Source organism: Kitasatospora paranensis, assembly GCF_039544005.1.
Lineage (GTDB): Bacteria > Actinomycetota > Actinomycetes > Streptomycetales > Streptomycetaceae > Kitasatospora > Kitasatospora paranensis.
Genome location: NZ_BAABKV010000001.1, coordinates 1,177,213 through 1,199,140, shown reverse-complemented (window position 1 = coordinate 1,199,140; position 21,928 = coordinate 1,177,213). Strand labels below are relative to the sequence as shown.

14 protein-coding genes, 6 pseudogenes and 1 riboswitch are annotated in these 21,928 nt (G+C 74.0%); of the genes and pseudogenes, 9 read left to right on the top strand and 11 right to left on the bottom strand.

Annotated elements, in window-relative coordinates:
- Nucleotides 1–12 precede the first annotated feature (12 nt).
- The 5 genes and pseudogenes from ABEB13_RS06095 to ABEB13_RS06075 all read right to left on the bottom strand — a co-directional run bounded on the left by ABEB13_RS06095 (nt 13) and on the right by ABEB13_RS06075 (nt 4,461).
- Nucleotides 13–765, bottom strand: coding sequence for an amino acid ABC transporter ATP-binding protein (locus ABEB13_RS06095; protein WP_345709556.1), 753 nt, complete (start codon nt 763–765; stop codon nt 13–15).
- Nucleotides 766–782: 17 nt separating this feature from the next.
- The gene (locus ABEB13_RS06090) at nt 783–1,787 is read right to left on the bottom strand and encodes an amino acid ABC transporter permease (RefSeq protein ID WP_345704613.1); all 1,005 of its coding nucleotides are present in this window, start codon (nt 1,785–1,787) and stop codon (nt 783–785) included.
- Between the two features lie 58 nt (nt 1,788–1,845).
- Nucleotides 1,846–2,778, bottom strand: coding sequence for an ABC transporter substrate-binding protein (locus ABEB13_RS06085; RefSeq protein ID WP_425559867.1), 933 nt, complete (start codon nt 2,776–2,778; stop codon nt 1,846–1,848).
- Nucleotides 2,775–3,326, bottom strand: coding sequence for a GNAT family N-acetyltransferase (locus tag ABEB13_RS06080; RefSeq protein ID WP_345704612.1), 552 nt, complete (start codon nt 3,324–3,326; stop codon nt 2,775–2,777). The genes ABEB13_RS06085 and ABEB13_RS06080 overlap by 4 nt, the downstream gene beginning before the upstream one ends.
- Nucleotides 3,323–4,461 (bottom strand): annotated as a pseudogene (locus tag ABEB13_RS06075) (LLM class flavin-dependent oxidoreductase). The gene ABEB13_RS06080 and the pseudogene ABEB13_RS06075 overlap by 4 nt, the downstream one beginning before the upstream one ends.
- Before the next feature lie 596 nt (nt 4,462–5,057).
- Here ABEB13_RS06075 and ABEB13_RS06070 point away from each other — a divergent pair.
- A pseudogene (locus tag ABEB13_RS06070) lies at nt 5,058–5,995 on the top strand (amino acid ABC transporter permease).
- 75 nt (nt 5,996–6,070) lie between these two features.
- On the opposite strand, the pseudogene ABEB13_RS06065 reads toward ABEB13_RS06070, so the two are convergent.
- From ABEB13_RS06065 to ABEB13_RS40325, 5 genes and pseudogenes are all read right to left on the bottom strand, one after another.
- Nucleotides 6,071–7,203 (bottom strand): annotated as a pseudogene (locus tag ABEB13_RS06065) (LLM class flavin-dependent oxidoreductase).
- Nucleotides 7,200–8,306: an LLM class flavin-dependent oxidoreductase gene (locus tag ABEB13_RS06060; protein WP_345704611.1), complete on the bottom strand. Its 1,107-nt coding sequence runs from the start codon at nt 8,304–8,306 to the stop codon at nt 7,200–7,202. Before ABEB13_RS06060 ends, ABEB13_RS06065 begins: the two are co-directional and overlap by 4 nt.
- Complete coding sequence (locus ABEB13_RS06055; protein WP_380230577.1) at nt 8,303–9,691, bottom strand: NtaA/DmoA family FMN-dependent monooxygenase; 1,389 nt, start codon at nt 9,689–9,691, stop codon at nt 8,303–8,305. Before ABEB13_RS06055 ends, ABEB13_RS06060 begins: the two co-directional genes overlap by 4 nt.
- A 38-nt stretch (nt 9,692–9,729) precedes the next feature.
- Nucleotides 9,730–11,004 (bottom strand): LLM class flavin-dependent oxidoreductase, encoded by a 1,275-nt coding sequence (locus ABEB13_RS06050; RefSeq protein WP_345704610.1) that lies wholly within the window; start codon nt 11,002–11,004, stop codon nt 9,730–9,732.
- A 199-nt stretch (nt 11,005–11,203) separates the two neighbouring features.
- Nucleotides 11,204–11,302 carry a putative leader peptide gene (locus tag ABEB13_RS40325; RefSeq protein WP_425559953.1) on the bottom strand — a complete coding sequence of 33 codons (99 nt, stop codon included), beginning with the start codon at nt 11,300–11,302 and terminating at the stop codon, nt 11,204–11,206.
- A gap of 61 nt (nt 11,303–11,363) precedes the next feature.
- Nucleotides 11,364–11,475, bottom strand: a riboswitch (SAM riboswitch).
- 322 nt (nt 11,476–11,797) lie between these two features.
- Here ABEB13_RS40325 and ABEB13_RS06045 point away from each other — a divergent pair.
- Nucleotides 11,798–12,730: a Gfo/Idh/MocA family protein gene (locus ABEB13_RS06045; RefSeq protein ID WP_345704609.1), complete on the top strand. Its 933-nt coding sequence runs from the start codon at nt 11,798–11,800 to the stop codon at nt 12,728–12,730.
- 81 nt (nt 12,731–12,811) lie between these two features.
- Here the strand turns inward: ABEB13_RS06045 and ABEB13_RS06040 are convergent, their stop codons facing one another.
- Nucleotides 12,812–13,063 (bottom strand): chaplin, encoded by a 252-nt coding sequence (locus ABEB13_RS06040; RefSeq protein ID WP_345704608.1) that lies wholly within the window; start codon nt 13,061–13,063, stop codon nt 12,812–12,814.
- 534 nt (nt 13,064–13,597) lie between these two features.
- Here ABEB13_RS06040 and ABEB13_RS06035 point away from each other — a divergent pair.
- From ABEB13_RS06035 to ABEB13_RS06005, 7 genes and pseudogenes are all read left to right on the top strand, one after another.
- Nucleotides 13,598–14,452, top strand: coding sequence for an alpha/beta fold hydrolase (locus ABEB13_RS06035; RefSeq protein ID WP_345704607.1), 855 nt, complete (start codon nt 13,598–13,600; stop codon nt 14,450–14,452).
- 224 nt (nt 14,453–14,676) lie between these two features.
- A complete protein-coding gene (locus ABEB13_RS06030) occupies nt 14,677–15,006 on the top strand; it encodes a hypothetical protein (RefSeq protein WP_345704606.1) in 330 nt (109 codons plus the stop codon).
- A 45-nt stretch (nt 15,007–15,051) separates the two neighbouring features.
- Nucleotides 15,052–15,454, top strand: a pseudogene (locus ABEB13_RS06025) (VOC family protein); the annotation flags it as partial.
- 238 nt (nt 15,455–15,692) lie between these two features.
- On the top strand, nt 15,693–16,382 hold the full coding sequence (locus tag ABEB13_RS06020; RefSeq protein ID WP_345704605.1) for a hypothetical protein: 690 nt from the start codon (nt 15,693–15,695) through the stop codon (nt 16,380–16,382).
- Between the two features lie 278 nt (nt 16,383–16,660).
- Nucleotides 16,661–18,285, top strand: a pseudogene (locus ABEB13_RS06015) (acyclic terpene utilization AtuA family protein).
- The gene (locus ABEB13_RS06010; protein WP_345704604.1) at nt 18,282–19,880 is read left to right on the top strand and encodes an acyl-CoA carboxylase subunit beta; all 1,599 of its coding nucleotides are present in this window, start codon (nt 18,282–18,284) and stop codon (nt 19,878–19,880) included. Before ABEB13_RS06015 ends, ABEB13_RS06010 begins: the two are co-directional and overlap by 4 nt.
- A 14-nt stretch (nt 19,881–19,894) precedes the next feature.
- A pseudogene (locus tag ABEB13_RS06005) lies at nt 19,895–21,822 on the top strand (acetyl/propionyl/methylcrotonyl-CoA carboxylase subunit alpha).
- Nucleotides 21,823–21,928 lie beyond the last annotated feature (106 nt).

Sequence of the window (21,928 nt, the reverse complement as noted above, 5' to 3'; positions counted from 1 at the left end):
GTGAGGGGCGGGCTACAGGACCTTGGACAGGAAGGCGCGGGTGCGCTCGTGCTGCGGGTGGTCCAGGACGGCGGCGGGCGGGCCCTGTTCGACGACGACCCCGTCGTCCATGAACACCACGGTGTCGGCGACCTCGCGGGCGAAGCCGATCTCGTGGGTGACGACGATCATGGTCGTGCCGGCGGCGGCGAGGTCCTTGATGACGTCCAGCACCTCGCCGACCAGCTCGGGGTCGAGCGCGGAGGTCGGCTCGTCGAAGAGCAGGACCTTCGGCTCCAGGGCGAGCGCGCGGGCGATCGCCACCCGCTGCTGCTGGCCGCCGGAGAGCCGGCGGGGGTAGGCGTCCGCCTTGTCCGCCAGACCGACCCTGCCGAGGAGCTCCAGGGCCCGCGCCCTGGCCTCGGCCCGGGGCCGCCCGAGGGCGCCGATCGGCGCCTCGACCAGGTTCTCCAGCACCGTGAGGTGCGGGAAGAGGTTGAAGTTCTGGAACACGAAGCCGAGGCTGGTGCGCTGGCGCAGCACCTCGCGCTCCTTGAGCTCGTGCAGCCTGCCGCCGACCCGGCGGTAGCCGATCAGCTCGCCGTCGACGGTGACGGTGCCGCGGTCGAGCTTCTCCAGGTGGTTGATGGCGCGCAGCAGGGTGGACTTGCCGGAGCCGGACGGGCCGAGCACGACGGTGACGGACCCGGCGGCGACCCGCAGGTCGACGCCGCGCAGCACCTCCAGCCGGCCGAAGCTCTTGTGGACGCCCCGGACGTTCACCATCGCGGTGGTGGCAGTGCTCACGGTCGGCCTCCCGAGGGTGCGGTGGGTGCGGTGGTCCGGGCGGAGGGCGGGGTGAGCCGGGTCTCGGTGATCCGCTCGACGAGGGCGCGGAGCCGCTGCAGCGGGGTCGGCGGCGGAGTGCGCTCGGCGCCGCGGGCGAAGTGCCGCTCGACGTAGAACTGGCCGACCGACAGCAGTGTGGTGAGCAGCACGTACCAGGCGGTGGCGACCATCAGCAGCGGGACGACCCGGCCGGTGCGGCCGTACACGACCTGCACCTGGTAGAAGAGCTCGCCGATCGCCATGACGTAGACCACGGAGGTGGACTTGAACAGCGAGATGATCTCGTTGGCGGCGTTCGGCAGGATGCCGCGCATCGCCTGCGGCAGGACGATCCGCCTGGCCTGCCGCAGGCGCGGGATGCCGAGGGCCGCGGCGGCCTCCAGCTGCCCGCCGTCGACGGAGAGCACTCCTGCCCGGATGATCTCCGCGGCGTAGGCGCCCTGGTGCAGGGCGAGGCCGATGACGGCAGCGCCGAGCGCGCCGAGCGCGTGCACGGTGTCGATGTCGACGAGGACCGGGCCGAAGGGGACACCGATGCCCAGCCGCCGGTACAGATAGGAGAGGTTGAACCAGAACACCAACTGGACGATGAGCGGGATCGACCGGAAGGCCCAGATGTAGACCCAGGCGATGGTCTGCAGGATCGGGCTGCGCGAGAGTCGCAGGGCGGCCACCGCGGCACCGATCAGGAAGCCCAGCACCGTGGCGTAGAGGGTGAGTTGAAGCGTGATGCCGACGGCCTTCAGGATGCTGTCGGTGGCGACGAAGGCCCGGAAGGTCGGCCAGTCCCAGCCGGGGTTGGTGGCCAGGCCGTGGACGAACTGGGCGACCAGGACGAAGGCGGCGGCCCCGGCGGCCCATCGCCAGGGGTGCCGGGCGGGGACGACCGGCAGGTCGGCGTCGCCCGGTGGCCCGGTCTCCGCCCCGACGCTCTGCCCGGGTACGGCGGTGGTGCTCATGGCGGGGCTCCTCCCCGTGCGGACGGACCCGCCCGTGGCGACGGGCGGGGACAGCGGCTCAGGCATGCTCAGGCGGGCTGATCCGCGAGCTGTCGACGGCGGAGTCCTGGGTGCCCCACTTCTGCAGGATCCTCGCGTAGGTCCCGTCCTTGATCAGCCGGTTGACGGCGGCCTGGAACGCCGGGGTGAGCGGCGAGCCCTTCTTGAAGGCGAAGCCGACGTCCAGCCGGTGGAACTCGCCGAGGAACCGGGTGTTCGCGGCGGGCTGGGCGGCCTGATGCCGCAGGCCGTTGATGGTGGACATCACCACGTCGACCCGGCCCTGCTGGAGCCCGGTGAGGATCGCGCCGTTGTCGCCGAAGACCTTGACCTCGTACGGTTTGCGGCCGGCGTCCGTGCACACGTTCTTCTTCGCCGCCAGGGTGGATTCGAAGGTGGTGCCGGCGCCGGTGCCGATGGTGAGGCCGCAGAGCTGGACGAGGTCGGTGACCGGCTTGATCGCGGTGTTGTCCCTGCGGACGGCGAACCCCTGGCCGTCGTCGATGTAGGTGACGAAGTCGATCGTCCTCAGACGGGCGGTGGTGACGCCGAAGTTGCCCGTTCCGACGTCGTACTTGCCGCTGGAGAGCGCGGGCAGGATGGTCTCGAAGGCGGCGTCCTGGCGGGTGATGGTGATGCCCAGGACTTTCGCCACGGCATCGGCGAAGTCCACGTCCAGCCCGGCCGGCCTCTTCTGGCCGGGGTCGGGGTAGAACGCGCTGGGCGGGGTGCCGACCGCGCCGCCGAGCTTGAGGGTGCCGGCCTTCCGGACGTCCGCGGGGAGCAGGGCGGCGACCGCGTCCACCTTCTGTTCGGCCGAGACCACGTCCTGGCGGGCGGCCGCGGCGGCCGAGGCGCCGGCCGCCGGGCCCGCGGGCGCCGGGTCCGAGCCGCAACCGGCCAGGACGAGGGCGGCGGCAAGGGCTGCGGCAGTGGGGAGTGAACGCTTCACGGGGCGGGTGCCTTTCTCGGACGGTCGGGGATCGGGTGCCGGGCCGGCGGGCGGGGGGCGGACAGCTCCTTCTCGAACGGCAGCGCCGGGGCGTCGCTCTGGTCCTGCGCCGGGTCGAAGAGCGGGGTGTAGCCGGCCGCCAGGTAGAGGTGCCTGGCCTCCGGCTGGCGCGGCCCGGTGGTGAGGTGGATCCGGCGGTAGCCCTCGGCGGCCGCGGCCTGTTCCAGTTCGGCGAGCACCCGGCGGGCCAGGCCGCGGCGGCGGTGCGCCGAATGCGTCCACATCCGCTTGATCTCGGCGGTGGACGGCGCGTCGTGGCGGCGGTAGGCACCGCCGGCGACCGGCTCGCCGTGCTCCAGCAGGAGCAGCAGCAGGCCGCCCGGCGGTACGAAGTCGTCCGCCGGGAAGCGGCTCATCTCCTTGTGCCCGCCCGGCCCGTAGCGCAGCACGTACTCGTGGGTGAGCTCGCGGATCAGCGGCTCCGCCAGCGGGTCGTCGAGGCGGACGGCGCGGACCTCGACGGCCGGCCGGGCGTCCGTCGCGCTCATGCCCGGGCCGCGATGAGCCGGTGCCGGTCGGCCTCCCGGGCCGCGGCCGTGGCGGCGTCGCGCCGGGCGACCTCCGCGCGGACGAGGGGATGACGTGTCGGCCGAAGTCGATGGCGTCGTCGATGTGGTCGTAGCCGCGGGCGGAGATGATCTCGACGCCGAGGTCGTAGTAGTCGAGCAGCGCCGCGGCCACCGTCTCGGGGGTGCCGACCAGCGCGTTGGAGTTGCCCGCGCCGCCCGTGGCCGCGGCGGTGGGCGTCCACAGGGCGCGGTCGTAGCGCTCGCCGGCCTCCGCGATCTCGATGAGGCGCCGGGAGCCGGTGTTCTCCGGCCGGTCGGTGCCGCGGCGGCCGGCCGGCCCGTCCGCACCGCGGCGGTCGCGGATGGCGGCGACGGTGCGGTGCGCCTTCTCCCAGGCCAGCTCCTCGGTGGCGGCGATGATCGGCCGGAAGGCCACCTGGATCCGCGGGGTGTCGGTGCGGCCGGCGGCGCGGGCGGCCGCCTTCACCTTCGCGATCTGCTCGGCGGTGCGGGCCAGCGGCTCGCCCCAGAGGCAGTAGATGTCGGCCTCGGCGCCGCCGGCCGCGTACGCCGCGTCGGAGGAACCGCCGAAGGAGACGCCGGGGCGGGGCCGCTGGACGGGGAAGACGTCGGAGACGAAGTCGTGGAACCGGTAGTGGGTGCCCTCGTGGTCGAACGGCTGCTCGCTGGTCCACGCCTTCTTGACGATGCCGATGTACTCGCGGGTGCGCGCGTACCGCTGGTCCTTCGTCAGGAAGTCGCCCTCGCGCTGCTGCTCGTGGTCGTTGCCGCCGGTGATGAAGTGGACGGTGAGGCGGCCGTCGCTGATCCGGTCGAGGGTGGCGAAGGTCTTGGCGGCGAAGGTGGGGTAGGAGACGTTGGGCCGGTGCGCGAGCAGGATCTGCAGCCGGTCGAGCCGCGCCGCGAGGAAGGCGGCCGCGGCGGCGGGCTCGGGCGAGCCCGCGCCGTACGCGAAGAGCACGCGGTCCCAGCCGTGGTCCTCGTGGGCGCGGGCCAGGCGCAGCGTGTAGTCGCGGTCGAAGGAGGCGGTGGTGCGGGCGGTGGTCTCCGAGCCGTCGCCGGTGGCGGCGATGCCGAGGAACTCGACGGGCATGGTGGGTCCTTTCCGGGGCCGCGAGGGGCGCGCGGCAGGGCACGGCGACGGCGGCGCGTGCCGGGCGGGGCGGGGAGGGGAGGGGAACGGGTGCGCGCGGCGGCCCCCTGACGAATCGTCAGAAAAGGGCGGAGTGGGTGCGCGAAGGTAGGCGGCAGCGATCGCCTGGTGCGGTCCGCCGGGCCTGTCGGGCAGGCGCTCGGACGGACGGGGTGCCGGCCCCACGCGACGGGGCGGACGAGGGAGATGCCCCCGGGAGAACTGGGCCGGTCAGGCGGCCTGCTGCCGGGTCAGCCGCAACACGCCGCGGACCACACCCGACCGAAGTCGATGTGGCCGCGCGTGACCAGGGGCTGCTCGGCGTTCATGCGGCCAAGTTGAGCAGTGAACCTCGGAGTTCGTCAACTGCCGTCCGGATGCGGGACGGTGTGTCCGATGCCCCTTGACAGGAGCGCTTCCGGCCCGCGTACGATCGTGAGCGGAGTGAGGTGCCCCGGATCACGTCGAAGTCCCGGCGGATCCAGTCGCGTTGAGGGACGCGGCGTGCGCGGCGGACGACAGCCGAGCCCTGTCCGCCCACTCCCCGGAGCCGCCCCATGGCCACGCCCCACGACGTCCTGCCCTCCGCGCTCTCCGCGCCCCCGCCCGAGGACGATCCGGTGATCGTCCCGCGGCGCAGGCCCGGCCGCACCGCAGCGGCCGTCGCCGCACTGCTGGTGGTCGGCCTCCTCCTCCGCTCGGTCGCCCGCAACCCGGCGTTCCAGTGGGACGTCGTCGGCAGCTACCTCACCTCCACGGCGATCGTGCACGGGCTGCTGCTCACGCTCTGGCTCACCGCGGCCGTGATGGTGCTCGGCTTCGCGATCGGCACGGTGCTCGCCGTGGCGCTGCTCTCCGGCAACCCGGTGCTCTCCGGGCTGAGCCGGGGCTACGTGTGGATCTTCCGGGCGACGCCCGTCCTCGTCCAGCTCCTCTTCTGGTTCAACATCGGCGCGCTGTACCCGACGCTCTCGCTGGGCCTCCCGTACGGTCCCCAGCTGTTCAGCCTGCACACGGTGGACCTGCTGGGGCCGACCGTCACCGCCGTCATCGGACTCACCCTGCACGAGGCCGCGTTCGCCGCCGAGGTGGTCAGGGCGGGCTCCTCTCCGTCGACCAGGGCCAGTTGGAGGCCGCCCAGTCGCTCGGCCTGCGCCGGCTCCGGGTGCTGCGCCGCATCGTCGTCCCGCAGGCGATGCGCACCATCGTTCCCACCGCCGGCAACATGCTGATCGGCACCCTGAAGGGCACCAGCATCGTCAGTGTCCTCGCCGTCCACGACCTGCTGTTCTCGGCCCAGTTGATCTACAACCAGACCTACCAGGTGATCCCGCTGCTGCTGGTCGCCACCCTCTGGTACATCGCCGTCACCAGCCTGCTCTCCATCGGGCAGTACTACGTCGAACGGCGCTTCGCCCGAGGCCACAGCCGCGGCGAGCTGCCGCCCACGCCGTACGCCCGGCTGCGCGCCGCGCTCAAGGGTGCCCGCCGCTGAGGGCCGGCGAGCCGGGGCACACCGCACCACCGGGCCCGCCGCCGTGCGGCGTGCCCGGTGGCCCCAGGGCTTTTCTCAGCGCCGCTGCCACTCCTCGGCCAGCAGCCGGTAGGAGCGGACGCGGTCGGCGTGCCCATGGGTGATGGTGGTGATCAGGAGCTCGTCGGCCCTGGTGGCGTCCCGGAGTTCCTCCAGCCGGTCGGCGACCTGCCGCGGTGAGCCGACGAACTGCGTCTCCAGCCGGTCCGCGACCAGCTCCCGGTCCGCCGCCGTCCAGACGTGCGCCCGGGCCTCGTCGGGGTGGGGAACGGGATGGCGCCGTCGCCGCTGCGGATGCTGCGCACCCACGGGCCGTACCCGGTGGCCAGCTCGCGGGCGGTCGCCTCGTCCGGTGCCACCACGACGTCGGCCGAGACGGCGAGGTACGGCCGCGCGAGCTCGGCCGAGGGCCGGAACGCCGCCCGGTAGCCCTCGGCCGCCTCCAGCACACTGGCCGGGCTGACGTGGTAGTTCGCGGCGAAGCGCAGGCCGTTGGCGCCCGCGACCTCCGCGCTCGTGCCACCGCTGCTGCCGAGGATCCACACCTGCAGCGGGGCGCCCTCGCCGGGCACCACGTGCGCCGCGGTGCCGTCTGCGGCGGTGTAGGTGCCCGCCAGCAGGGCGAGGATGTCGTCGATCTGCTCGGCGTAGTCCTGCGCCTGGGCGCCCGGTTGCTGCAGCAGCCTCCGCTGGAGCGCGAACCGCGGGTGGTGCAGCAGGTGTTCGAAGGAGAACCGGGCCGGGATCCGCAGCCCGTTCGGGGTGCGGCCGTCCACGACCGCGGTGCGGCCCGCCCCCGCCGGCACGCGGGCCGGCGTACTCGGCCTGCCGCCGGAGCGGCCCAGGCCCAGGTCGAAGCGGCCGGGATGCAGGGCGTCGAGCAGCCCGAACTCCTCGACGGTGGACAGCGCGGTGCGGTGCCCGAGCTGGACGGCCCCGGCGCCGAGCCGGATGGTGGACGTCGCCGCCGCGGTCAGCGCGAGCACGACTGCCGGGGAGGTACCGGCCACCCCGGGGTTGAGATGGTGCTCCGCGAACCAGTGGCGGGCGTACCCGAACCGCTCCGCCTGCCGGGCCAGGTCGATGCTGTTGCGCAGCGCCGTGGCGGCGGTGGATCCCGACGTGATCGGCACCAGGTCCAGGACGGCGAGCGGGGTGTTGCCGGTCATGACGTCACTCCTTCGCGCGAGGTGGTGGTGGCCCCGGCCGCGGGCAGGGGCGTCACCGGCCCCCAGCCCCACGGCGGGTCGGGGATCCCGCGGCGCAGCACCGGTGCGATCCGGGACTGGAAGAGCTCCAGACTGTCCCGGTGCTGCTTCTGGGTGAGACCGTCGGCATCGGCGTGCAGGTGCAGCACGCTGTGCCCGAGCTGCTCGTGGTAGCGGTGCACCTTCTCGATCACCTGCTGCGGGCTGCCGACCAGCGCCGAACTGCGCTCCACGAAGTCCTCCAGCGTGGTGAACACCGGATCCAGACCGAGCCGTCGCTGGAAGGCGAGCCGGCCCTCGAAGACCGGCCGGTAGGCGGCGAGTGCCTGTTGCGAGGTCGGGGCCGCGTGGTAGCCGGCCGTTCCCGCGCCGACGGTGGCGAGCGCCGGGCCGTGCCCGTAGTGCTCCCACCGCTCGCGGTAGTGGCGGACGAGTGCGGCGTACGGCCCGATCGGGTGGGTCACGTTGGCGGAGAAGAGCGGGTCGCCGTAGCGGGCCGCGAGGTCGGTCGACTCGCGGCTGGTGGCGCTGCCGTGCCAGACCCGGACGGGCTGCTGGAGCGGGCGCGGCCAGACCTCGGCGTCGGTCAGTGCGGGCCGGAACTTCGGCGTGGCGGTGACCTTGCCCTCGTGCCAGATCCGGCGGAACAGGTCGTAGGACTCGGCGTTGCGCTCCCACTGGTCCTCGGGGCCGACGTCGAACAGCTCGCGCTGGGCCGTGCCGTTCCCCTTGCCGATGATCAGTTCGAGACGGCCGTCGGACAGGTGGTCGAGGGTGGCGTAGTCCTCGTAGGCGCGCACCGGGTCCAGCAGGCTGAGGGTGGTGACGGCGGTGAACAGCCGGATGCGCCGGGTCAGTGCGGCGATGTGGCTGAGCACCACGGGCGGCGAGGACGAGAGGAAGGGCCGTTCGTGGCGCTCCCCGACGCCGAAGCCGTCGAAGCCGAGCTCCTCCGCGAGCAGCGCATTGCCGATGACCTCGCGGAACCGCTCGGCGGTCGACGTCCGCCGGCCGGTCACCGGGTGCGGCGCGTGCGGGATCAGGGTGATGGCCAGGAACTTCACGACGCCTCCCGCACGGTCGCACCGGCGGCGGCCCGCGGCCGCCCGGCCGGGCCGAGCCCGAGGTGGTCGCGGAGCGTGCTGCCCTCGTACGCGGTGCGGAACACCCCGCGTTCCTGGAGCAGCGGCACGACGGTGTCGGCGAACTCGTCCAGACCGCCCGGTGTCAGGTGTGGCACCAGGATGAATCCGTCGCTCGCGTCCGACTGCACGAAGGAGTCGATCGTCGCGGCGACCTTCGCGGGCGTGCCGATGAAGGACTGACGCCCCGTCACCTCAATGACGAGCTCGCGGATCGACAGCTTCTTCGCCTCGGCCAGCTCGCGCCACTGCCGGGCGACGGTCAGCGGATCCCGGCGCATCCGGACATCGGCCCGTCCGCGGGCGACGGTGTGCTCGCCGACCAGCGGATCGATCTCCGGCAGCGGCCCGTCCGGGTCGTACGCGCCCAGGTCCCGGTTCCAGAGCTGTTCGAGGGTGCGGATCGCGGTCTGCCCGCTGACCTGCAGTCGGCGGATCACGTGGGCCCTCTCCTCGGCGTCGGCGTCCGTGTCGCCGAGGACGAAGGTGGCGGCCGGCAGGATCTTCAGGTCGTCGGGCGAGCGGCCGTGGCGCGCGAGCCGGCCCTTGACGTCCGCGTAGAAGGCCCGGCCGGCCTCCAGCGTCCCGTGCCGGCTGAACACGGCGTCGGCGGCCGAGGCGGCGAACTCGCGGCCCTCCTCGGAGTCGCCGGCCTGGAAGATCACCGGCCGCCCCTGCGGACTGCGCGGGACGTCGAACCGGCCGGTGATGTCGAACTGGCTGACGTGGTGGTCGAACCGGCCCGCGTCCGGGTCTGCCAGGAAGACACCGCTGCGCCGGTCGGCGACGATCTCGTCGCCCCGCCAGGAGTCGAACAGCTCCCAGGTCGCGGCCAGGAACTGCCGGGCCCGCAGGTAGCGGTCCTCCTCGGCCAGGAATCCGCCGCGGCGGAAGTTCTCCCCGGTGAACTCGTCCCACGAGGTGACGACGTTCCAGGCGGCTCGCCCCGCCGACAGATGGTCGAGCGAGGCGAACTGCCGCGCCACCTCGTACGGTTCGTTGAAGGTGGAGTTGATCGTCCCGGCCAGTCCGAGCCGGTCCGTGACGGCGGCCAGCGCGGCCAGCACGGTGAGGGTGTCCGGCCGGCCGACCACGTCGAGGTCGTGGATCGCGCCGTGCTGCTCGCGCAGCCGCAGCCCCTCCGCGAGGAACAGGAAGTCGAATCCGGCGCGTTCGGCCGTGCGGGCCAGGTGGACGAAGGAGTCGAAGTCGATCTGGCTGCCGGCGGCCGGGTCGCTCCAGACGGTGGTGCTGTTCACACCGGGGAAGTGGGCGGCGAGATGGATCTGCTTGACGGGCTTGCTCATGCGGAGGCGTTCCCAAGGTCTCTCGGCTGGGCGGGTGTTCAGACGGCGGCGGGCGCCGGCGGCGCCTCGGGCACGGTCGGTCCCGGCGGCGCTGCCGTGGCGGCCGGGGTGGCCGCCGCGTAGCGGTTGACCGGGCGCGGCAGGCCGAGCAGACCGCGCAGGGTGTCCGCCTCGTACGCGGTGCGGAAGGCACCGCGGCGCTGCAGTTCGGGGACGAGGCCGCGGGTGATCTGCACCAGGTCGTGCGGCAGGGCGGCCGGCCGCAGCCGGAGGCCGGTCAGCCCGGCCCGCTGCCACTCCTGCACCAGGTCGGCGAGTTGGGCCGGCGTGCCGGTGAACACGTGCGCGTCGGTGCGGTAGGGGGCGCCGGCGAGTGCGTCGAGGCGGGCCCTGCGGTCGGCGGCCGCGCCCGGCTCGTCGTCGAGGAACACCAGGAGGTCGCCGAAGACGTGCACGGTGTCGTCCGCGCGGCCCGCGGCGGTCTGCTCGGTGCGGATCGTGGCCAGCAGACCGCGGATCCCGGCGGTGTCGTGCGGGGTGACGAAACCGAGGTCGGCCGAGCCCGCGACCAGCCGGTAGGGCACGGTGTCGTGCGCCAGCGCGGTGACCAGCGGCTGGCCCTGCGGCGGACGCGGGGTGATCGAGGGGCCCTTCACGCTGAACCGGCTGCCCCGGAAGTCGATGTGGTGGAGCTTCTCGCGGTCGATGAAGCGCCCGGTCGCGACGTCGCGGATCTCCGCGTCGTCCTCCCAGCTGTCCCAGAGCCGGCGCACCACCTCCACGTAGTCGGCCGCCTCCTCGAAGAGTTCGGCGACCAGCGCCTGCGCCGCGGGCGTGCCCAGGTCGTCGAACGGGAGACGGGGGACGGTCCGCCGGCCGAAGTGTGCCGCCTCGTCCCGGCGGGCCGAGACCTTCACCCGGACCCCGGCCCGCCCGCGGCTGACGAAGTCGAGCGTCGCCACCGCCTTGGAGAGGTGGAACGGTTCGGTGTGGGTGACCACCACGGTCGGGACGAGGCCGATGTGCCGGGTCAGCGGCGCGACCCGTGCGGCGACCAGGACGGCGTCCAGGCGGCCGCGGACCTGGTCCGTCCGGGCGTCCGGCTCGGTGGGGTGGCCGGACTGCAGGCTCAGCGCGTCCTCGATGGTGACGAAATCCAGCAGGCCGCGTTCGGCCTCGGTGACCAGGTCGGCCCAGTAGCCGGCGGAGAGGAGCTCCCCGGGCCGGGCGTCGGGCTCGCGCCAGGCCGCGGGATGCCAGCCCGCGCCGTCGAGCGCGACGGCCAGATGGAGGGACGGATGCGTTCGGGGCATGGAGGGGCGTCGCTTCCTGACGAAGGGAATTCCCCGCAGGCCGGTGGGCCACGCGCTCGCCGGGCCGGCGCAGGGCGCGGCCGGGAGGCGCGCGGTGCCGCCGGCGGAGCCGAGGCGGGTGGCGGGGAGGTGGTGTCGGGGTGTCGGGGCCGTCAGAGGCCGGCGCCGGCGGATCGCCGGGCCGGACGGAGGCAGGGCCTCAGCGGGGACACAGGGCGCTGGCCACGCGCTGCAGGTCGATGTGGCGCCGGGCGTACAGGGCGTCGGCCGCATGCGACGTCAGGCCGGGGGCGGACACGGGCTGCCGAGAGGCCGATCGCACTCCGCCACCTCCCGCTCGATCGGCTGGGGCCGACACGTCCTCGCACTTGCGGAGCCGCCGCGGCCCCACCGGGTCGTCACCTGGAGCACCCCGCCGCGACGGAGGGTTGCCGGTCAGCGAGCCAGGGCCTGTCGCTGACACTCATGACCTGATGGCACGGTATCCCCGGACGGCCGTCGGGCACAATGCCCGGCCCGGCGGGTGGGACGACGGCCCGGACGGCCCGGACATCCGCCCGCGCCCGGCGGCCGGAGCACTGGTCGCCCGCGCCCGGAGCTCCGCTCGCCCGCGCGCCGAGGGCGCTGTCGGGCGCGGGCCGTGGTGGGGCACGCGCCCGCTCGGCACTCCCGGCATTTTCTGCATTCGCACTGCTCAACAGCGCTCCTGGCATATGCTGCTGGGCGGCCCGGCCCCGACGGCCACCATCGCCGGGGCCACAAGGGGGGCCACCCACCCTCAGCAGGAGCGCCAGTGAGCGAGTACGGAACCGACCCCGCCAGCGCGAGTTTCCCGGTGGCGGTGATCGGCCTCGGCGACATCGCCCAGAAGGCCTACCTCCCCGTCCTCACCGCCCAGCCCGGCCTGGACCTGCGGCTGATGACCCGTGACCCGGCGAAGCTCGACCGCATCGGCGACGCCTACCGCATCGCCCACCGCTACACCGACCTCGGCGAGCTCATCGACAGTGGTGTGCGAGCCGCCTTCGTGCACGCCTCCACCGACCAGCACGTCCCCATCGTCGAGAAGCTGCTGACGGCCGGCGTGGACGTCTACGTCGACAAGCCGCTCGACCACACCCTCGACGGTGCCCGGCACCTCGTCGACCTGGCCGAGCGGACGGGCCGCTCGCTGCTCGTCGGCTTCAACCGCCGGCACGCGCCCGGCTACCTGATGGCGATGGAGCGCCCGCGCGACCTGATCGTCCTGCAGAAGCACCGCGAGGGGCTGCCGGAGGCGGCCCGGACGGCCGTCTACGACGACTTCATCCACGTCGTCGACACCCTGCGCTTCCTCGTCCCCGGCGAGATCGAGCACGTCGACGTCCGCTCCCGCAGTCGGGACGGCCTGCTGGAGCACGTCGTCCTCACCCTGGCCGGCCAGGGATTCACCGCGCTGGGCATCATGAACCGGATGAGCGGCGCCACCGAGGAAGTGCTGGAGGTCTCCGGCGGCGACTCCAAGCGGTCGGTGATCAACCTGTCCGAGGTCCTCGACTTCCGCGGCCAGCCGACCGTCCGGCGGCGCGGCGACTGGGTGTCGGTCGCCCGCCAGCGCGGCATCGAGCAGGTGGCGCTCGGCTTCCTGGAGGCCGTCCGGGCCGGCAAGGTCCTCTCGGCACGCGACGCGCTGCGCACCCACGAGCTGTGCGAGCAGGTCGTCCGCGCGATCGAGGAGCAGGCCTGAGGGCCTGAGGGCCTGTCGGCAGCACGGTGCCCCCGGCACGTCCCCGGGACGGGACGGGCCGGGGCACCCGACCGCACTGGCTCAGCTGTTGGTGCAGACGTTGCCCGCGGTCGGGTTGAGCAGGCCGATCAGGTTGATGCTGTTCCCGCAGAGGTTGATCGGGATGTGGATCGGGACCTGGATGACGTTGCCGGACAGAATGCCCGGGGATCCGATGGCCGTGCCGGTCGCGGTTGCGTCGGCGCTGGCGACGCCTGCCGAGCCGAGAACGAGAGCACCGGCGGCGGTGGCCAGAACGAGGGCCTTGCGGATGTCCTTCACGGTCTTCTCCATTCGGGAGGGAAGGGTGCCCGGTCGTGTCCGGGAGCCCTGGGCAGCCGCTCCGTGTGTCGGGGTCGGTGCCCGCCACAAGTCTTGGCACGCGGAAGCGCGGCGGTCCTCCGGGCACGCTCGACGTTCGTCCGCCCGGGTGGGAAACGGCCCGGATGCTGGGCCATCGGCGGTACCGGAAGCCACGGCGGCCGTCGCCGCGGGCGACCGCCCGGGCCGTTCGGCGCCGGACGGAGCCGACGGGCGTGCCGACCGCGCGCCCGGAGGGCGGCGCCGGGGACCTCCCGGCAGCCTCGGAGCACGCCGTGCCGGCCTCTCCCGGCCGGCCGACCTGCTCCGCCGCCGCGGCGGCGGACTGCGCGGTGAGGCGGCAGCGCTCGGCCGCCGGCCGCCGGTGCGGGCCGCGGTCCGGACGTCCTCGCTGCAGCGCGGATTCGGCGCGCTCCGCAGGTGAGGGTGGAGCGCCGGACATGGGGCCCGGTGTCGTCGGTGCGGGGTAGCGTGGCCACGGTTGTGCACCCGCCACGGAGGTTGACGATGCGTTCGAGGTCCGATTCGTTCCGCACACCCGAGGGCGTCACGCTCGGGGTCGAGCACTTCGGCGACGCGTCCGCGCCCCTCGTACTGCTCGCGGGCGGCACGACCATGCTGTCGTGGCCCGACGCGCTGTGCGAGGCCCTCGCGCGCGGCGGACGGCACGTCGTGCGCTACGACCTGCGCGACTCCGGCGCATCGACCACCGTTGACCCCGAGGCGCCCGCGTACACGCTCCGGGATCTCGCCGCCGACGCGGCCGCACTCGCCCGCGGACTCGCCGACCGGCCGGCGCACCTGGCGGGCATCGGCGTCGGCGGGATGGTTGCCCAGGTCGCCGCGCTCGACCATCCGGACGCGTTCTCGGCGCTCACCCTGGCCGGGACGCGGCCCGTCGCCCCCGGCCCGGTCGACGACGATCTGCCCGACCACGACAAGGCGGCCATGGAGCGACGCTTCGCGCTCCCGGTGCCCGACTGGTCCGACCGCGCCGCCGTCGCGGAATTCGCCGCCGCCAGAGCCGGGATCCTCGGCGACGATCCCGCAGCGGCACGCGCGACCGCCGAGCGCGTCTTCGACCGCACACCGGGTGCGGAGCCCGCGATCCAGACGGCCAATCAGATGGGCACGGCGTTCTCCAGGCTCGACTGCACGCCGCGCTGGCGCGAGCGCCTGCCCGAGCTCGCCCTGCCGACGCTCGTGGTGCACGGTCGTCACAACCGGTTCTTCCCGGTCGGCAACGGCGAGGCGCTCGCACGCGAGATCTCCGGCGCGCGGCTGCTGGTGCTCGAACAGGCCGCGACCGCGATCCCCGACGCGGCCGCCGACGAGGTGGCCGCGGCGATGCTCGCGCTCTGAGCGTGCCCGCCCGGTCATGTGCGGAGCCGGATGGCGAGGGACTGACGCTCCGCCAGGCGTGCGGGCCACGAGGCTCCGCCACGGCGTCGTCCGTCGGGTCGCCCCGAAACCCCAGGGGAACTTTCGGAAGCAGTCGCTCGAATCTCGTAGGTGAGTTCTTCCTCGGTAGGGACGACGAGTCGGCCCTACGGGTCGGGCCCCGCAGAAGTCACGACTTCCCGACCGTGTCGAGCGACGGCATCTACCCGGATGACGCGGTGCTGATGTGGGAGGCTCAGCTGACGGGCGCCGAGAGCGCACTCCGCGAAGTGGTGCCCATGGCCGACGACGGATTCACCGTCTTCGCTGTCCCCGAGCCACTGTGTACGGCGCTTGCCGCTGCGGGAAGAGACCGGCTCCGAGCCACGGCAGGTGCATGGGCTGAGGCCGTCTCGGAATCGGTCGATAAGATCTCGCCGGACGACGCGGTGGACCTCCTTGAACGTGTGTCAGCCCTGGCCGGCAGTCGTGTGGAGAAGCGCCTCGACCTGTACTGCTGGTACTTCGCGCCTTGATCTCTCCGCACTGACAACGTCGCCCCGGGCACTGTCGCCACGGGCATGCCCTGTCCGGGCAGCAGCATCATCCGGGGCCGGTTCTGGGCGGCGGCGCTCGGGTGGAGTGTTTCCGGCCACGAACCGGGTGCGACCAGCGTCAAGCCCGTGGGGCCCGTCTGGCCGGACCCCGCCGCCGTCCGCGTCGAGGTCATCGCCGTGCCGGGCTTCGCGACGGTTCGACACCGGGTGCACATCGAACTCGCCACCACCTCGGCGGCCCACCACGCGGAACTGGTTGCGCGCCTCATCCGGACCTGGCGCCGTACCCCTTCGACGGGCCGGGGCCCGGGAGGCCGTGGCCCGGCTCAGGACCCTCGGTGCGACGCCCGCCGGCGTAGGCCGCGGCGACTTCCCGTGGACGGTGCGCGCCGACCCGGAGGGCAACGGGTTCTGCGTCCTCGGCCCGGCCTGACGCGGAGCCCCACACAGAGCCCCACGCAGAGCCCCACGCGGATCCCGACGCTGCATCGGATGTTGGCGCCGTCAGACTTCTGTCCTGGAGTGACCCTCAGTGCGTACCAGGGCGCCTCCCGTCCGCGGCAAGTACCGAGTGCACCTGGATTCCACCTCACTGTGCGTAGCCCTGCGCGGTTTCGTCCTGTCGCATCCGGCCGCAGCGGACCCGGGTGACGATGGAGATTCGCATGGAAGCCAGGAAACTGCCGGGGAACGCCGATCTCGGTCAGCTCAGGGCGCAGGCCAAGGAGCTCAGGCGTGCCTACGCCGGTGGAAGCCCGGTGGCCGTGGCCCGGGTGAAGGCCGTCCGGGCCGATGCGGGCGTCGAGATCCTGCTCCGGGACGCCCAGTTGGTGATCGCGAGGGAGTACGGCTTCGACGGCTGGCGGGATGTCGCGGCGGCGTTGGTCGCCCAGCAGAGCGGCGGCCGGGATCTGCACCGCTGGTTCGGTGTCGAGCTCAACATCGGCACGTGGGACGTGATGGACGGCGGCCTGTCGCCCGACAGCCCGCAGATCGAACGCGAGCAGGCCCTGTACGCGGCCTATGCCTCCACCTACCACTGGATGCAGGCCGGTACGGTCGCCAACCACGGCCGCGGCGAGTACATGATCGCTTCCGTGGCGGTGGCCATCGGCCTGCTCGACGTCGCCGCCCGGCACGCCGCCCGCTACGCCGAGTTGATCGCCCAGCACCCGATGGCCTTCGCCGACTGGGACAGGGCGTTCGCCGCGGAGGGTCTCGCCCGGGTGGCCGCCCGTTCGGGTGCCCCCGACGCCGCCGAGCTGACGGCCGAGGCCCACCGCCTCGCCGACGCCCTGGCGGACCCGGAGGACCGCCGGATCTGCCGGGAGCGGCTGGCCGCAGCACCCTGGTAGCAGTCCGACACCGGGCCCCAGGGCGACCCCCAGAAACCGCCGCGCCGCCCCGTGGCCCGCCGCCGTGGCCCCCGACAGTCGCCGACAGGCCGCAGCGCACCCACGACCCGGCAGCGCCAGGTGCCGGCCGGGTCGTCGGTGAAAAACAAGCACGCATGCTTGCTTTATCCACGGGCCGCTGCCAGGCTGCTGCTGAACCAGGCAGGGGAGGGTCTCGCGTGCTGCGGATCGGCAATGCGTCAGGGTTCTACGGCGACCGGTTCGCCGCGTTCGAGGAGATGCTCACCGGGGGCCGCTGGACGTCCTCACCGGCGACTACCTGGCCGAACTCACCATGCTCATCCTGGCCCGGGACCGTCTCAAGGACGCCGGGCTCGGCTATGCCAGGACGTTCCTGCGCCAGGCCGAGCAGTGTCTCGGCCTGGCCGCCGACCGGCGGGTGCGGATCGTGGTCAACGCCGGCGGGCTCAACCCGGCCCGGCTGGCCGAGGCCGTCGCCGAACTGGCCGCCAAGCAGGGACTGACGCTACGGGTCGGGCACGTCGAGGGCGATGACCTGCTCGGCCGGGCCGCCGAGTTCGGGCCCCGTCCGGGGCTGCTCGCCGCCAACGCCTACCTGGGTGCGCAGGGCATCGCCGCCTGCCTCGACGCGGGCGCCGACGTCGTCGTCACCGGCCGGGTCACCGACGCCGCACTGGTGGCCGGCCCGGCGATCTCGCACTTCGGCTGGGCCCCCGACGACCACGACGCCATCGCCGGCGCCGTCGTCGCAGGACACGTCCTCGAGTGCGGCGCCCAGGCGACCGGCGGCAACTACGCCTTCTTCCGCGAGCACGACGTGACCCGGCCCGGCTTCCCGCTGGCCGAGATCCACGCCGACGGCAGCAGCGTCATCACCAAGCATCCGGGCACCGGCGGCGCCGTCACCGTGGAGACCGTCACGGCCCAACTGCTCTACGAGACCGCCGGACCGCGCTACGCCGGGCCCGACGTGACGGCCCGCCTGGACACCGTCCGCCTCGCCGCCCAGGGCCAGGACCGGGTCCGGATCGAGGGGGTGCACGGCGAGGCCCCGCCGCCGACCCTCAAGGTCGGTCTCAACCGGCTGGCCGGCTGGCGCAACGAGGTGGTGTTCGTGCTCACCGGCCTCGACATCGAGGAGAAGGCCGACCTGGTGCGCCGTCAGATGGCGGCCGCCCTCGGCCGCCCGCCGGCCGAGCTGCGCTGGACGCTCGCCCGCACCGACCACCCCGACGCCGCCACCGAGGAGACCGCCTCGGCCCTGCTGCGCCTCACTGTCCGGGATCCGGACGAGAAGGCCGTCGGCCGCGCGGTCGGCGCCGCCGCCGTCGAACTCGGCCTGGCCGGCTACCCCGGCTTCCACCTGACCGCGCCGCCCGGACCGGGCACGCCGTACGGCGTCTTCGAGACGGCGTACCTCGACGCCGGCAGCGTCCCGCACACCGCGGTGCTGCCCGACGGCACCCGCCGCGCGATCCCCGCGCCGGGCGCCACCCGCGCGCTCGCCCCGCTCACCGAGCCGCCGCTGCCCCCGCCGCTGCCCGCCGGGCCGACCCGGCGCGCGCCGCTCGGCCGGGTGCTCGGTGCCCGCAGTGGGGACAAGGGCGGCGACGCCAACCTCGGGGTGTGGGCCCGCAGCGACGACGGCTGGCGCTGGCTGGCGCACACCCTGACCGTCGACCTGCTGCGCACGCTGCTGCCCGAGGCGGCCGCCCTGCCGGTCGAGCGGCATCTGCTGCCCCACCTGCGCGCCGTCAACTTCACCCTGACCGGACTGCTCGGCGAGGGCGTCGCCGCCCAGGCACGCTTCGACCCGCAGGCCAAGGCGCTGGGGGAGTGGCTGCGCTCCCGGCACCTCGACATCCCGGAGGCCCTGCTGTGACCATCCTCGCCACCCGCCTGGACACCGGCGGCGACGAGTACGCGGACCACCGCGCCGTCATGCTGGAGAAACTGGACGCGCTCGCCGTCGAGCACGCCAAGGCGCTGGCCGGCGGCGGCCCGCGCTACGTCGACCGGCACCGCGCCCGCGGCAAGCTGACCGCCCGTGAGCGGATCGAGCTGCTCGTCGACCAGGACTCGCCGTTCCTGGAGCTCTCGCCGCTGGCCGCCTGGGGCAGCGACCACCCGGTCGGCGCCTCGCTGGTCACCGGAATCGGCGTCATCGAGGGTACCGAGTGCGTCATCACCGCCAACGACCCGACGGTGCGCGGCGGTTCCAGCAATCCGTGGACTCTGCGCAAGGCGCTGCGGGCCAACGAGATCGCCCTGCACAACCGCCTCCCGCTGGTGAACCTGGTCGAGTCCGGCGGCGCCGATCTGCCGAGCCAGAAGGAGATCTTCATCCCGGGCGGCGCGCTGTTCAGGGACCTGACCCGGCTGTCCGCCGCCGGGATCCCGACGATCGCCGTCGTGTTCGGCAACTCCACTGCCGGCGGCGCGTACGTGCCGGGCATGTCCGACCACACGGTCCTCGTCCGGGAGCGGGCCAAGGTCTTCCTGGGCGGCCCGCCGCTGGTGAAGATGGCCACCGGCGAGGAGGCCGACGAGGAGCGGCTCGGCGGCGCCGACATGCACGCCCGCACCTCCGGCCTGGCCGACCACGTCGCCGAGGACGAGCCGGACGCCTGCCGGATCGCCCGGCGGATCGTGCACCGCCTGCACTGGCGCCGGGAGGGACCGCGCCCGGACATCGCCGCCGCGCCGCCGAAGTACGACGAGGAGGAGCTGCTCGGCATCGTCCCCGGCGACCTGCGGGTGCCGTTCGACCCGCGCGAGGTGATCGCCCGGCTCGTCGACGGCTCGGACTTCGACGAGTTCAAGCCGCTGTACGGGCCCAGCCTGGCCACCGGCTGGGCGACCCTGCACGGCTACCCGGTGGGCATCCTGGCCAACGCGCAGGGCGTGCTGTTCAGCGCCGAGTCGCAGAAGGCCGCACAGTTCATCCAGCTCGCCAATCAGCGGGACATCCCGCTGGTCTTCCTGCACAACACCACCGGCTACATGGTCGGCGAGAGCTACGAGCAGGGCGGCATCATCAAGCACGGCGCGATGATGATCAATGCGGTCTCCAACTCCCGGGTGCCGCACCTCTCCGTGCTGATGGGCGCCTCCTACGGCGCCGGGCACTACGGCATGTGCGGCCGCGCGTACGAGCCGCGCTTCCTGTTCGCCTGGCCGAGCGCCAAGTCCGCGGTGATGGGCCCGCAGCAGCTCGCCGGGGTGCTCTCGATCGTCGCCCGGCAGTCCGCCGCAGCCAAGGGCACCCCGTACGACGAGGACGCCGACGCGGCGATCCGGGCCATGGTCGAGCAGCAGATCGAGGCCGAGTCGCTGCCCGCCTTCCTCTCCGGCCGGCTGTACGACGACGGGGTGATCGACCCGCGCGACACCCGCACGGTGCTCGGCATGTGCCTCTCCGCCGTCCACAGCGGCCCGGTCGAGGGCGCGCGCGGCTACGGCGTCTTCCGGATGTAAGGGCAAAGGACGAGATGATCACCTCACTGCTGGTCGCCAACCGCGGCGAGATCGCCCGCCGGGTCTTCCGGACCTGCCGGGAGCTCGGTATCGCCACCGTGGCCGTCCACTCCGACCCGGACACCGACGCCCCGCACGTCCGGGACGCCGACGCGGCCGTCCGGTTGCCCGGTGCGGCCCCGGCCGACACCTACCTGCGCGGCGACCTGGTGATCGCCGCCGCCCTCGCCGCGGGGGCCGACGCGGTCCACCCGGGGTACGGCTTCCTGTCCGAGAACGCGGAGTTCGCTCAGGCCGTGCTGGACGCCGGGCTGACCTGGATCGGCCCGCCGCCCGCCGCCATCGCCGCGATGGGCTCCAAGACCGGCGCCAAGCGGCTGATGGCCGCGGCCGGGGTGCCGGTGCTCACCGTCGGCGACACGCCCGCCGCGAGCGACCTGCCGCTCCTGGTCAAGGCCGCGGCGGGCGGCGGCGGGCGCGGCATGCGGGTCGTTCGCGACCTGGCCGAGCTGCCCGAGGCGCTGGCCGCCGCCCGCGCCGAGGCGCTCGCCGCCTTCGGCTCCGACGAGGTCTTCTGCGAGCCGTACCTGCCGACCGGGCGGCACGTCGAAGTCCAGCTGATGGCGGACGCGCACGGCACCGTCTGGGCGGTCGGCGACCGGGACTGCTCCCTCCAGCGCCGCCACCAGAAGGTGGTCGAGGAGGCCCCCGCGCCCGGCCTCGAACCGGAGCTCCGGGAGTCGCTGCACTGCGCCGCCGTCGACGCGGCCCGCGCGATCGGCTACATCGGCGCGGGCACCGCCGAGTTCCTGCTCGCCCCGGACGGCCGGCTGGCCTTCCTGGAGATGAACACCCGCCTCCAGGTGGAGCACCCGGTCACCGAGTGCGTCACCGGGCTCGACCTGGTCGCCCTCCAGATCGCCGTCGCCGAGGGCGATCGGCTGCCGGGGAGCCGCCGGCGACCACCGGCCACGCGATCGAGGCCCGGCTCTACGCGGAGGATCCGGCCCGCGACTGGCAGCCGCAGACCGGACGCCTGCATCGCGTCGAACTCGCGACCCCGGCCGTGGAGTTCACCACCGCGCCCGGGCCGCACGGGCTGCGCCTGGACTCCGGCGTCACCGCCGGGTCGACCGTCACCGTGCACTACGACGCGATGCTCGCCAAGGTGATCGCCTGGGCCCCGACCAGGGCCGCCGCGGCCCGCCGGCTCGCCGACGCGCTCGACCGGGCCCGGCTGCACGGGCCGGCCACCAACCGGGAGCTGCTCGTCCGGGCGCTGCGCCACCCGGCGTTCCTGGCGGCCCGGCTGCACACCGGCTTCCTGACCGAGCACGCCGCCGACCTCACCGCCCCGGACGGCAAGGACCGGGCGACCGCTGCCCTCGCGGCCGCTCTCGCGGACGCCGCGACCCGGCGCACCGCACTGCCCTCGGGCTGGCGGAACCTGCCGTCCCAGCCCCAGGTCAAGCGCTACCGCACCGCCGACGGTGAGGAGTTGGAAGTCCGCTACCGGCTCGGCCGGGCCGGTCTGGACGCCGAGGGCCACCCGGGCACCCGGCTGCTCGCCGCCGAGTGGGACGGGGTCGAGCTGGAGGTCGACGGGGTGCGCCGGGCCTACCGGGTCGCCGCCTACGGCCCGGCCGTCCACGTCGAGGGCCCGCTCGGCGCGGTCGCCCTCACGGCCCTGGACCGCTTCCCCGACCCGGCCGAACGGACCGAGCCCGGCGCCCTGCTGGCCCCCATGCCGGGCACCGTCGTCCGGGTCGCCGTCGCGGTCGGCGACACCGTCACCGCCGGCCGGCCGCTGCTCTGGCTGGAGGCGATGAAGATGGAGCACAAGGTGAGCGCCCCCGCCGACGGCGTCGTCACCGAACTGCGGGTGGAGCCCGGCCGCCAGGTCGAGCCCGGCACCGTCCTCGCCGTCGTCCAGCCCGCCTGATCCGCCGATCCCGCCCGCACGATCCCGCCGCCCGGTCCGGCCGCCCGCCGGCCCCCGGCCCGGTGGCCGGGCCGTGCACATCCCCGCCCTCACGCCCTCCGCCCGG

Coding starts and splice junctions, on each gene's coding strand:
- ABEB13_RS06095 (WP_345709556.1), bottom strand. CDS start 765: ATGGTGAACGTCCGGGGCGTCCACAAGAGCTTCGGCCGGCTGGAGGTG.
- ABEB13_RS06090 (WP_345704613.1), bottom strand. CDS start 1,787: ATGAGCACCACCGCCGTACCCGGGCAGAGCGTCGGGGCGGAGACCGGG.
- ABEB13_RS06080 (WP_345704612.1), bottom strand. CDS start 3,326: ATGAGCGCGACGGACGCCCGGCCGGCCGTCGAGGTCCGCGCCGTCCGC.
- ABEB13_RS06055 (WP_380230577.1), bottom strand. CDS start 9,691: ATGAGCAAGCCCGTCAAGCAGATCCATCTCGCCGCCCACTTCCCCGGT.
- ABEB13_RS06050 (WP_345704610.1), bottom strand. CDS start 11,004: ATGCCCCGAACGCATCCGTCCCTCCATCTGGCCGTCGCGCTCGACGGC.
- ABEB13_RS06040 (WP_345704608.1), bottom strand. CDS start 13,063: ATGGAGAAGACCGTGAAGGACATCCGCAAGGCCCTCGTTCTGGCCACC.
- ABEB13_RS06035 (WP_345704607.1), top strand. CDS start 13,598: ATGCGTTCGAGGTCCGATTCGTTCCGCACACCCGAGGGCGTCACGCTC.
- ABEB13_RS06020 (WP_345704605.1), top strand. CDS start 15,693: ATGGAAGCCAGGAAACTGCCGGGGAACGCCGATCTCGGTCAGCTCAGG.